The 11,270-nt window shown below is 63.3% G+C and carries 11 protein-coding genes; 7 read left to right on the top strand and 4 right to left on the bottom strand.

The window, feature by feature from the left end; translation table 11 throughout:
• The coding region (locus ENZ74_RS09010; protein ID WP_164760975.1) for a FadR/GntR family transcriptional regulator at nucleotides 1–519 on the bottom strand (519 nt) is incomplete at its 3' end.
• 200 nt (nucleotides 520–719) lie between these two features.
• Here ENZ74_RS09010 and ENZ74_RS09005 point away from each other — a divergent pair.
• The 7 genes from ENZ74_RS09005 (at nucleotide 720) to ENZ74_RS08975 (ending at nucleotide 8,573) form a co-directional block, all read left to right on the top strand.
• Nucleotides 720–1,709, top strand: a complete 990-nt coding sequence (locus ENZ74_RS09005) for an arabinose ABC transporter substrate-binding protein (protein WP_024501894.1) — start codon at nucleotides 720–722, stop codon at nucleotides 1,707–1,709.
• Between the two features lie 70 nt (nucleotides 1,710–1,779).
• Complete coding sequence (gene araG / locus ENZ74_RS09000; protein WP_027164219.1) at nucleotides 1,780–3,291, top strand: L-arabinose ABC transporter ATP-binding protein AraG; 1,512 nt, start codon at nucleotides 1,780–1,782, stop codon at nucleotides 3,289–3,291.
• An 11-nt stretch (nucleotides 3,292–3,302) separates the two neighbouring features.
• Complete coding sequence (araH, locus tag ENZ74_RS08995; protein ID WP_063169847.1) at nucleotides 3,303–4,253, top strand: L-arabinose ABC transporter permease AraH; 951 nt, start codon at nucleotides 3,303–3,305, stop codon at nucleotides 4,251–4,253.
• A gap of 13 nt (nucleotides 4,254–4,266) precedes the next feature.
• A complete protein-coding gene (locus tag ENZ74_RS08990; protein ID WP_063169848.1) occupies nucleotides 4,267–5,157 on the top strand; it encodes an aldose 1-epimerase in 891 nt (296 codons plus the stop codon).
• Nucleotides 5,150–5,929 carry an SDR family oxidoreductase gene (locus ENZ74_RS08985; RefSeq protein ID WP_063169849.1) on the top strand — a complete coding sequence of 260 codons (780 nt, stop codon included), beginning with the start codon at nucleotides 5,150–5,152 and terminating at the stop codon, nucleotides 5,927–5,929. The genes ENZ74_RS08990 and ENZ74_RS08985 overlap by 8 nt, the downstream gene beginning before the upstream one ends.
• Nucleotides 5,930–5,943: 14 nt before the next feature.
• Nucleotides 5,944–7,656, top strand: coding sequence for an IlvD/Edd family dehydratase (locus ENZ74_RS08980; RefSeq protein WP_063169850.1), 1,713 nt, complete (start codon nucleotides 5,944–5,946; stop codon nucleotides 7,654–7,656).
• 11 nt (nucleotides 7,657–7,667) lie between these two features.
• Nucleotides 7,668–8,573 (top strand): dihydrodipicolinate synthase family protein, encoded by a 906-nt coding sequence (locus ENZ74_RS08975; protein ID WP_063169851.1) that lies wholly within the window; start codon nucleotides 7,668–7,670, stop codon nucleotides 8,571–8,573.
• 14 nt (nucleotides 8,574–8,587) lie between these two features.
• Here the strand turns inward: ENZ74_RS08975 and ENZ74_RS08970 are convergent, their stop codons facing one another.
• The 3 genes from ENZ74_RS08970 to ENZ74_RS08960 all read right to left on the bottom strand — a co-directional run.
• Entirely contained in the window at nucleotides 8,588–9,334 is a 747-nt protein-coding gene (locus ENZ74_RS08970; protein WP_013528170.1) for an SDR family NAD(P)-dependent oxidoreductase, read from the bottom strand.
• Nucleotides 9,335–9,400: 66 nt separating this feature from the next.
• Nucleotides 9,401–10,912, bottom strand: a complete 1,512-nt coding sequence (locus ENZ74_RS08965) for an altronate dehydratase family protein (RefSeq protein WP_063169852.1) — start codon at nucleotides 10,910–10,912, stop codon at nucleotides 9,401–9,403.
• Nucleotides 10,913–11,104: 192 nt separating this feature from the next.
• On the bottom strand, nucleotides 11,105–11,270 hold a 166-nt coding region (locus ENZ74_RS08960; protein ID WP_127312735.1), incomplete at its 5' end, for an L-rhamnose mutarotase.

Raw genomic sequence — 11,270 nt, 5'->3', positions numbered from 1 at the left:
GTTATGGCTCGCGGCATAGACGATCTGGTGGAAAGCGATGTCACTGCGCGAGAAGGCGGCGAGATCCTCGCCGGCGCCGGCCATGCCGCGCCAGGTGGCTTCGAGATCGGCGATTTCCTGCAGCGTCGCGCGCGTGGCGGCGAGTTCGGCAACCAGCGGCTCGATGGCCCGGCGAGTCTCAAGAATGGCGTCGAAGAGCTTGTCGTCCAGTGCATGCGGCGCGTGCCAGGCCAGCACCTGCGGGTCGATGATGTTCCAGTCGTCCTCGTTGCAGACGATCGTGCCGACGCGTGGCCGCGACAGCACCAGCCCTTTTGCCGCCAACACTTTCAGGGCCTCACGGATGACGGTGCGGCTGACGCTGTATTCGACGCCGAGCTCGTTTTCGGTCGGCAGTGAGGAGCCGGCCGGATAGCGCCCGGAAAAGATGTCCGAGGCAATCGCCTTGGTCACGTCGGGCATAACGCGCGGGCGGCGAGTGGCTGTGTCGCCTTGCGGTTTCTTCAAAGTCCCGGTCACCTCAGCCCTCCTCCAAGGCGGCGAACCGCTGGTTTCGCACAACCGGTCCGGCCTTAACGGATGCGGATCAATTGCGCCAGCGATCGCTGGTCAGAGCATGTACATTAATTATCATACCAGATCAATTGACGAGTATGATAAAAGCGATTAGAGACTCCGGCATCCGGGCTGAGCGCCCGGTCTATCGCTGGGAGGTAATCATGCGACTTTTGAAGACCGCGCTCGTCGCGGGCGCGCTTGCCGTGCTGTCCGTCACGACCATCGCTGCATATGCTCAGGACACCAAGATCGGCTTCATCGTCAAACAGCCCGAGGAGCCGTGGTTCCAGGACGAATGGAAGTTTGCTGATCAGGCCGCCAAGGAAAAGGGCTTTACCCTGGTCAAGATCGGCGCCGAAGACGGTGAGAAGCTGATGTCGGCCATCGACAATCTCGGCGCCCAGGGCGCGCAGGGTTTCATCGTCTGCACGCCCGACGTGAAGCTCGGCCCCGGCATCGTCGCCAAGGCCGCCGCCAACAATCTCAAGCTGATGACTGTCGATGACCGCCTGGTCGGCGCCGACGGCAAGGCGCTGGAAGACGTGCCGCATATGGGCATCTCGGCAACCAAGATCGGCGAGGCGGTCGGCCAGGCGATCGTCGACGAGATGAAGGCGCGCGGCTGGAAGGCCGACGAGGTCGGCGCCATCCGCGTCTCCTATGACCAACTGCCGACCGCCGTCGACCGCGTCGAAGGCGCCATCTCGGTGCTCAAGGCAAACGGCTTCAAGGCCGAGAACATTTTTGACGCCCCTCAGGCCAAGACCGATACGGAAGCTGCCCTCAATGCGGCGACCGTCGTGCTCAACGCCCATGCCGAGATCAAGAAGTGGGTTTCTTTCGGCCTCAACGACGAAGCGGTGCTGGGTGCGGTGCGTGCCTCCGAAAGCGTCGGCATCCCCGCTGATAGCGTGATCGGCGTTGGCATTGGCGGCGCGGATTCGGCGATCAACGAGTTCAAGAAGCCGACGGCCACCGGCTTCGTCGGCACCGTGATCATCTCGCCGAAGCGTCATGGCTACGAAACGGCGCTCAACATGTATGACTGGGTTGCCAGCAACAAGGAGCCGGAGAAGCTGATCCTGACTTCCGGTGCACTCGCCAAGCGCGACGACTACCAGAAGGTCCGCCAGGGCCTCGGCATCGAATAATCCTCCCTGTACAAACAGGCGGCGGCTCATCCCGCCGCCTGTTTGCCATTCCACAAGAGGATCGCTGCCCGTGTCCTTTCTCGACTTCTCGCACATCACCAAGACCTATCCGGGCGTCAAAGCGCTGTCGGACGTCTCGTTCGGCGTCGACAAAGGCGCCGTGCATGGGCTGATGGGCGAGAACGGCGCCGGCAAATCCACCCTGATCAAGATACTGTCCGGCGACCAGCATGCCGATCAGGGCGAGATCCGCATCGACGGCAGGGTTCAGGCCTATACGTCGACCCGGGATGCCTTCGACAATGGCGTCATCGTCATTCATCAGGAACTGCAGCTGGTTCCTGAACTCACCGTTGCCGAAAATCTCAGCCTCGGTCGTTTCCCTGCCAACGCCGGCATCATCGCCGGCCGCCGGATGCTGGACGACGTCGGCGCCAAGCTGAAATCGGCCGGCATCGACATCGACATGCGCCGCAAGGTCAAGACGCTGTCCATCGGCGAACGCCAGATGGTCGAGATCGCCAAGGCGATCATGCTCGACGCACGCGTTATCGCGCTGGACGAACCGACCTCGTCGCTGTCCTCGCGCGAAAGCGAAATCCTGTTTGCCCTGATCGACCGCCTGCGCGGCGAGGGCAAGGTCATCATCTACGTCTCGCACAGGCTCGACGAAGTGTTCCGGCTCTGCGACAGCCTGACCGTGCTGCGCGACGGCAAGCTGGCGGCGCACCATGCGTCGCTGAAAGGCGTCACCCGCGACCAGGTCGTCGCCGAAATGGTCGGCCGCGAGATTTCGGATATCTGGGGTTTTCGCGCACGAAAAACGGGCGATGTCCGCCTGAAGGTCGACGCTCTCAGCGGCCCCAAACTGAAGACGCCGGCCAGTTTCGAGGCGAGGGCAGGCGAGATCGTCGGCTTCTTCGGCCTGATCGGCGCCGGGCGCTCGGAACTGATGCGTCTGGTCTATGGCGCCGATCCGCGCTCGGGCGGCACCATCACCGTCGATGGCAAGCTGGTCCCTGCCACCGATCCGCGTGGTACGATCCGGGCCGGCATCGTGCTGTGTTCGGAGGATCGCAAGCATGACGGCATCATCCAGGGCCGCTCGGTCGAGGAGAACATCAACATCTCGTCGCGGCGCCATCACACGCGCTTCGGCGTGTTGAACCGCGCCAGCGAGATCGCCACCGCCGAAACCTTCATCAAGAAGCTCAAGGTGCGCACGCCGTCGCGCAAGCAGGACATCATCAACCTCTCCGGCGGCAACCAGCAGAAGGTCATTCTTGGCCGCTGGCTGTCCGAACAAGGGGTGCGGGTTCTCATTGTCGACGAGCCGACGCGCGGCATCGACGTCGGTGCCAAATCGGAAATCTATGAACTGCTCTACCAGCTTGCGCAGGACGGCATGGCGATCGTTGTCGTCTCGTCCGAACTGCCGGAGGTGATGGGCATCTGCGATCGCATTCTGGTGATGTGCGGCGGCCGCGTCAGCGCCGAGCTCACCCGCGACCAGTTCGCCGAAAGGGCGATCCTGGCCGCCGCTCTCCCCGATCAGAAAACCCCCGACGCGATCGCATCTTGAGGACTTTTGGCATGACCGACCAGTTGAAAAAAATCCTGCTCGGCGAACAGGGCCTCGTCGTCATCTTTGTCGTCGCCTTCGCGCTGGTCTCGGCTCTGGTGCCGAATTTCCTCACCGACCGCAATATGCTCGGCCTGCTGCAGTCGGTGGTCACCGTCGGTATCGTCGCCTGCACCATGATGTTCTGCCTTGCCGCACGCGACTTCGACCTGTCGGTCGGCTCCATCGTCGCCTTTGCCGGCATGGTCGCTGTGATGGCGTCGAATTACACCGGCTCGATCCTGCTTGGCCTCTTGGCGGCAATTGCCAGCGGCGCCTTCGTCGGCTTCATCAATGGCGTCGTCATCGCCAAATTCCGCATCAACGCGCTGATCACGACGCTGGCCACCATGCAGATCGTGCGCGGGTTTGCGCTGATTGCGTCCGACGGCCGCGCCGTCGGCATCAACAGCCCGGATTTCTACCAGCTCGCGCTGTCCAAACTGCTCGGCATTCCGACGCCGGTCTGGGTGCTCGCCATCCTGTTTTTCATCTTCGGCTTCGTCCTCAACCGCACCGTCTTCGGCAAGAACACATTGGCCATCGGCGGCAATCCGGAGGCTTCGCGCCTTGCCGGCGTCAATGTCGACCGGACGCGCATCTGGATTTTTGCGCTGCAAGGCGTCGTCTGCGGCATCGCCGGCATCCTGCTGGCGTCGCGCATCACCTCGGGCCAGCCCAACGCGGCGGTCGGACTGGAACTCTCGGTCATCTCGGCCTGCGTGCTCGGCGGCGTCTCGCTTGCCGGCGGCCGCGCCACCATGTCGGGCGTCATCGTCGGCGTGCTGATCATGGGCATCGCCGAGAACGCCATGAACCTGCTCAACATCCCGGCCTTTTACCAGTACATCGTGCGCGGCGTTATTTTGCTGCTGGCCGTGCTGCTCGACAATCTGCGCTCGTCGGCTTTGGGCCGGCGTTGACTCGGGGCAGGGCATGTCGGCTGGAATACTACTGGAAAGCAATCGGCTGTGCGTCGAGATCAGCCCCTCTGGCAGCGCAATCGTCAACGGCCATACGGCCGACGGGGTGCCATTCCTGCGTCCCTACCAAGGCGAGGCCGAGTTCGACGTTGTGCACTGCGCTTGCTTTCCGATGGTGCCGATCGGCAATCGCGTCGAGGGCAATGCGTTTTCCTGCGGCGGTCAAAACTTCACGCTGGCGCCCAACACGACTGATCCTTTCTATATTCACGGTGACGGCTGGCAGGCGAACTGGAAGGTCGAGGAGCATCGCGTCGACCGCCTCCATTTGGCCTTCGATCATCCGCGCGGCGTCGACTCGCCCTATGTCTACCATGCGCGACAGTCGTTCCGGCTCGCCGGCGCGCGGCTGGAACTCCGGCTTGCCGTCGAAAATACCGGCGTCATTCCACTGCCATTCGGCCTCGGTTTCCATCCATTCTTTCCGCGCACGCCGCGGACGACCTTGTTTGCGCCGGCCGAAACCTGGTGGACAGAGCGCGACGGGCACCTTCCAGCGTCCAGGAGCGCCATTGCCGCCGATGTCGATTTCTCAACGCCGCGCCATTTGCCCGACCGTTGGCTGAACAATGGCTTCGAAGGGTGGAGCGGCATCGCGCGCATCATCTGGCCGGAGCACTGTCTGGGGATCGACATCGAGGCGGACGCGGAGCTCGACCGCTACATGCTCTTTGCGCCGGACACGGACCGAAGCTTCTTCTGCCTGGAGCCGATGAGCCATACCCCAAATGCGTTGAAGCATTTCGATGCCGACCCAATGGGGATCAAGGTACTTTCCCCCGGCGAGGTTCTCAGAGCAAGATTCGCAATGACCGTCTTCGACTGGAGCGACAACCATGGCTGAGCGCCTTTCCGGCAAACGCATCTTCCTGACCGGCGCCGCGCAAGGCATCGGGCTGGCGATCGCCGAGGCCTGCCTTGCCGAAGGCGCAAGACTGTTCCTGGTCGACCGCGACGGCGCACTGCTGGACAAGACCGTCGCGGGCCTCGCCGTGCCGCGCGGCCATGTCGGGCATGCGGCAGCCGACATCAGCGACGGTGCCGCAATTGCCGCTGCCGTCAGCCAAGCGGCCGCCGAGATCGGCCCCATAAACGCGCTGATCAACAATGCCGGGATCAATGTGTTCTCGACGCCGCTCGAGGCGACCGAGGAGGAATGGAACCGCAACTTCGACGTCAACGTCAAGGGCGCTTGGAATTGCAGCAAGGCGGTGTTGCCGGGCATGATCGCGAGCGGCGGCGGCGCCATCCTCAACATCGCCTCGACGCACAGCTTCACCATCATCCCACACACCTTTCCCTATCCGGTCGCCAAGCACGCGCTGCTCGGCCTGACCAAATCGCTGGCGCTCGAATATGCGGCGCAAGGGGTGCGCGTGAACGCGCTGGCGCCCGGCTATGTCGAAACCCAGAAGGCGATTGACTACTGGAACAGCTTTGCCGATCCGGCCACAGCACGCGCCAACACCATGGCGCTACATCCTGGCGGCCGCATCGCCACGGCGCGCGAGATTGCGCTGGCTGCGGTGTTCATGATTTCCGACGAGTGCCCGTTCATGAATGCGGCCACGCTCGTCGTAGATGGTGGGCTGAGCCAGCTCCAGCATCCAGCCTGAATTCCGGGAAAACCATGACCAAGAGACGATCGCAGCACTGGTTCGGCGGGCAGGGCAAGGACGCCTTCATTCACCGCAGCTGGATGAAGAACAACGGCCTGCCCGACGATGCCTTCGACGGCCGCCCGGTGATCGGCATCTGCAACACCTTCTCCGAATTCACGCCTTGCCACGTGCATTTCCGTGGCCTGATCGAGCACATCAAGGCGGGCGTGCTGGAAGCCGGCGGCCTGCCGCTGGAATTCCCGGTCTTCTCCTGCGGCGAATCCAATCTGCGCCCGACGGCGATGCTGTTCCGCAATCTCGCCTCGATGGATGTCGAGGAAGCGATCCGCGGCAATCCGATGGACGGTGTCGTGCTGATGGCAGGCTGCGACAAGACCACCCCGTCGCTGGTCATGGGCGCGGCCTCCTGCGACCTGCCGTCGATCGTCATTTCCGGCGGGCCGATGCTCAATGGCCGTTTCCAGGGCCGCGAGATAGGTTCCGGCACCGATGTCTGGAAATTCTCCGAGGATGTCCGCGCCGGCGTGATGAGCGAGCAGGATTTCGCTAATGCCGAGAGTGCCATGTCACGCTCGCCGGGTCATTGCATGACCATGGGCACGGCCTCGACCATGGCCTCGATGGTCGAAGCGCTCGGCCTGGCGCTGCCGGGCAACGCTGCCTATCCGGCGGTCGACGCGCGCCGCAGCCGCATCGCCCGCATGACGGGGCGGCGCATCGTCGAGATGGTCAATGAGAATCTCCGCCCGTCCGCCATCCTCAAGAAAGAAGCTTTCGCCAACGCCATCCGTGTCAATGGTGCCATCGGCGGCTCGACCAATGCGGTCGTGCATCTGCTGGCGATTGCCGGCCGCGTCGGCACCGAACTGACACTGGACGATTGGGATCGATATGGCCGCGATGTACCGACCATCCTCGACCTGATGCCGTCAGGCCGCTTCCTGATGGAGGACTTCTGCTACGCAGGCGGCATTCCGGCGGTCATGAAGGAGATCGGCGATCTGCTCGATCTCGACGTGCTGACCGTCACCGGCAAGACCGTGCGCGACAACATCCGTGACGCTAAAAACTACAATCCCGAGGTGATCCGCCCGCGCGACAAGGCGCTTACTCCCAATGGCGGTATCGCGGTGCTGCGTGGCAATCTGGCGCCCGACGGCGCCATCATCAAGCCGTCAGCCGCGTCACCGGCCCTGATGAAGCATCGCGGCCGCGCCGTCGTCTTCGAGGACATCGACGACTACAAGGCGCGCGTCGACGATCCCGCGCTCGACGTCGACGAAGCGTCGATCATGGTGCTGAAGAATTGCGGCCCCAAGGGCTATCCGGGGATGGCCGAGGTCGGCAACATGGCGCTGCCCCGGAAGCTGCTGAAGCAGGGTGTCCGCGACATGATCCGCATCTCCGATGCCCGCATGTCCGGCACCGCCTTCGGCACCGTCGTGCTGCATGCCGCACCCGAAGCCGCCATCGGCGGCCCGCTGGCGCTGGTCAGGAGCGGCGACTTCATCGAGCTCGACGTCGAAGCAAGGAAGCTGCATCTCGACGTGTCGGCACAGGAGCTGGCGCGGCGTCGTGAATCCTGGCTACCGCCCGTCCCGGCGATGCGCGGCGGCTATCAGGGCCTCTATGTCGACCGTGTCCTGCAGGCGGACCGCGGCGCCGATCTCGACTTTCTCGTCGGATGCCGTGGCCACGCCATTCCACGCGAAAGCCATTGAGGCCGACCAGCATGCCCAATTTCCGGCCTGACGATTTCCACGCCATTCACGCCATTCTCTACGCGCTCTTTGACGCGAACGAACAACTGGACCGCGCGGCGATGCGTCGGCAGGTCGAGATCTGCCTGGCGACGGGCGTGCACGGCATGGCGGCGCTCGGCCTGGCGACGGAAGTCGCCAAGCTGACCGAGGCCGAGCGCCGGACGATCATGGACTGGACGGCGGAAGATACGGCTGGAAAAGTGCCGCTTGCCTTCACCATCTTCGGCGCTTCGGTGGCTGAGCAGGTGGCACAGCTTCGCCATGCTGAAAGCGTGGGAGCGGATTGGGTGATCCTGCAGCCGCCGCCGGTCGGATCCTATGGTGCGCTGGAATACACCAGGTTCTTCGGCCGCGTCGCCGAGGCAACCGACCTGCCGGTGGCGATCCAGAACGCGCCGGCGTTTTTCGGGCGCGGCCTGTCATCGGACGAGATCCGCGAACTTGTCACGCTTCATCCCAACATAAGGCTGATCAAGGGCGAAGGCCCTGTCACCGACATTGCCGGATTGATCGAACGCACCGAAGGCCGGATACCCGTTTTCAACGGACGCGGCGGCCTTGAACTGATCGACAATTTCCGCATCGGTTGCCGCGGCATGATCCTGGCGCCTGATGGCATCGACCTCGCCGTGCGCGCCTACAATGCGTTTCGGATCGGTGACGAAGCGACGGCCGAGGCCGAGTACGCAAGAATGCTGCCGGCAGCGGTCTTCGTCATGCAGGGCATCGAGAACCTGATCTGCTACGGCAAGCGGCTGTTCGGCGCCCGCGCAGGCATCCCGATACACGACCGGGCTCCGGCGATGCGGCCCAACGAGACCGGCGTGGCGATGGTGGCGCGCTTTGCGGCTGGCCTCGGTCGGTTGCCTGGCTGAACGGCAACTGCCCTTCAATAGGTCGTCCGCCCACCCGACAGGTCGAACGTGGAGGCGGTCGTGAAACTGTTCTCCTTGGAGACGAGCCAGGCGACCATCGCCGCGGCTTCGTCGACCTCCAGCAGGCGGCCGCGCGGAATGCGCGAGCGCATATATTCGATGTGCTCCGGCGTCAGCTGTTCGAGGATGCGCGTCTGTGCCGTGGCCGGCGAGATGCAGTTCACGGCGATGTCGTACTGCGCCAGTTCCTTGCCGAGCGACTTGGTCAAGCCGATGACCGCCGCCTTCGAGGCTGAATAGGCGGAGGCGTTGGGGTTGCCCTCCTTGCCGGCGACCGAAGCGATGTTGACGATCCGTCCGTAATTGCGCTCCTTCATTCCGGGAACCACGGCGCGATTGACGTAGAACGTACCGTTTACGTTGACGTCGATGACCTTCTTCCACGTCTCGATGTCGTAGACGTCGAGCGGGGCGGCAGGGCCGGCAATTCCGGCGGAATTGACCAGAATGGAAATCTTGCCGGCCAGATCTTCGGTCCTGGCGCGCGCCGCGTCCACCGACGTCCAATCGGCGACGTCCACGATCTCTGTCGTGGCAGCGTTGCCGAGTTCCTTCTTGGCGGTTTCGAGGCGGGCCTCATCGAGATCCCACAAGCTGACCGTCGCGCCGGAAGCGACGAAACGCCTGGCCATCGCGAAGCCGAGGCCTTGGGCGCCACCGGTGACCACAGCGTGCTGGCCGTCAAGATCGATCCTGTTCATGTCGAGCGGTTCTTTCCGTTTGAGCTACTTCCGGGATAAAGGCCGGCCTGTGCAGGCCGGCGATCGCTACATGGTCGCGCCAAGGCTCCATGGCACGAACTCGTTGTCGCCATAGCCGAGCGCTTCCGACCTGGTGCGCCCGCCGGAAGCGACGCGCAGGATCTCGGCAAAGATCTCCTCGCCCTTCTCGGCCAGCGAGACGCCGTCCAGTATGTCTCCGCAATTGATATCCATGTCCTCGCGCATCTGCTCGAAGATGAAGCTGTTGGAGGCAAGCTTGATCGAGGGCGTCGGCTTGCAGCCGAAGGCCGAACCGCGGCCGGTGGTGAAGCACAATATGTTGGCGCCGCCGGCGACCTGCCCGGTGGCCGAGACCGGGTCGTAGCCGGGCGTATCCATGAAGACGAGGCCGCGCTCGTTGATCGGCTCGGCATATTCCAGCACCGCCCGCAGATTGGTGGTGCCGCCCTTGGCGGAAGCGCCGAGCGATTTCTCCAGGATGGTCGTCAACCCACCCAGCTTGTTGCCGGGCGAAGGGTTGTTGTTCATCTCCATGTCGTGCCTGGCGGTATAATCCTCCCACCAGCGGATGCGTTCGATCAGCTTTTCGCCCACCGCGCGGCTCTCGGCGCGCAAGGCGAGGAGATGTTCGGCGCCATAGATCTCGGGCGTCTCCGAGAGCACCGCCGTACCGCCTTGCCCGACAAGCAGGTCCACCGCAGCACCTAGTGCCGGATTGGCGCTGATGCCGGAGTAACCGTCCGATCCGCCGCATTGCAGCGCAAGCACCAGTTCGGAGGCTGGTTGCGGCGTCCTTTCGGCGGCGTTCACCGTAGGCAGCATGTCGACGATCGCCTTCACGCCAGCCTCGACCGTCTTTCGCGTACCGCCGGTTTCCTGGATGGTCATCGTGCGGAAAATCGTGCTCTCCTTGATGTTGTACGACTGCATCCAGCGTGGGATCTGGAACGCTTCGCAGCCGAGTCCGACCATCAGCACGCCGCCGATATTGGGGTTCGTGGCAAAGCCCCATTGCGTCCTTTTCAACAGGTCGTAAGCGGGACCCTTGGTGTCGATGCCGCAGCCAGTGCCGTGGACGAGTGCGATGATACCGTCGACATTGGGATAGTCGCGCAGGATGCCAGACCGGTTGACCTCGTCGGTGATGAACCGGGCGACGCTGGCAGAGCAGTTCACCGAGGTCAGGACGGCAATGAAGTTGCGCGTGCCCACCTTGCCGCTCGGCCGGCGGTAACCCATGAAAGTAGCGCGCTCGGCCTCGGCAACGATCTCGGTTTGCCTGGTATTCGTGCCGAAGACGTAGTCGCGTTCGAAATTTCGCAGATACACATTGTGCTCGTGAACCCAGTCGCCGGCGACGATTGGTTCCCGCGCAAAACCGATGGTCTGGCCGTATTTCACGATCGGCTGGTCCGAGCCGATGTCGCGCAAGGCCATTTTGTGCCCGCGCGGTATGCGTGCCCTGGCAGCCACGTCACCGGCTTTTTCGCCGATCTTCAACGGATCGACCGCCAGAAGAATGTTGTCGGCCCCCGAAAGCTTGATGAACCGCGCCATGACCCCATACTCTGAAAAAGTTCTCCGCGACAGGAGGTCGAGAGACAAGAAATGATTTGGAATACTAATATAATAGAATGTCAGAGGTCAAGGAGGTCAAGGCCGGAGACTGGATGAGGTCGTCATGAAAGACGGACCGGTCGCCACGTCGTTGGGGCATATCCGGGAAGCGACTGCCCGATAACGTTCCGGTCAATCGAGATGGAAGACCTCTCCCATGGCCGCCCACCATTCGCCGTCGGCGCGCGTCGGCAGCGGCGTCTGCATGGGGTCGCACAGTTCCCACCATTTGCGCATGGCCGGCGACTCGCTCATCCGCGCTGCATCCCTGGCGAAGTCGCTGCCGTGATACTCCCAG

The organism is Mesorhizobium sp. M7A.F.Ca.CA.002.15.2.1 (assembly GCF_003998715.1).
Lineage (GTDB): Bacteria > Pseudomonadota > Alphaproteobacteria > Rhizobiales > Rhizobiaceae > Mesorhizobium > Mesorhizobium ciceri.
The sequence above is the reverse complement of the archived record's forward strand: the minus strand, read 5'-3'. Positions and strand labels throughout refer to the sequence as shown.